The organism is Sporosarcina obsidiansis, from assembly GCF_009651005.1.
In the GTDB taxonomy this organism is placed as follows: domain Bacteria; phylum Bacillota; class Bacilli; order Bacillales_A; family Planococcaceae; genus Sporosarcina; species Sporosarcina obsidiansis.
In genome coordinates, this window is sequence record NZ_WHVW01000068.1 from 1 (window position 1) to 221 (window position 221).

Genomic DNA, 221 nt, shown 5'->3' on the forward strand with positions numbered 1-221 from the left:
TGGTGGGCCTAAGTGGACTCGAACCACCGACCTCACGCTTATCAGGCGTGCGCTCTAACCAGCTGAGCTATAGGCCCCTTTTATTATAGAAGAAGATTTCATAAACCTTCAAAACTGAACGCAAAACGTTAACGTGATAGATCCAAGATCTATCTTCCGATGTCTGTTACGACATAATCCTTAGAAAGGAGGTGATCCAGCCGCACCTTCCGATACGGCTA

The 221-nt window shown here is 46.6% G+C and carries 1 tRNA gene; it reads right to left on the minus strand.

Annotated elements, in window-relative coordinates:
• Positions 1–77, minus strand: a tRNA-Ile gene (locus GD002_RS17710).
• Positions 78–221 lie beyond the last annotated feature (144 nt).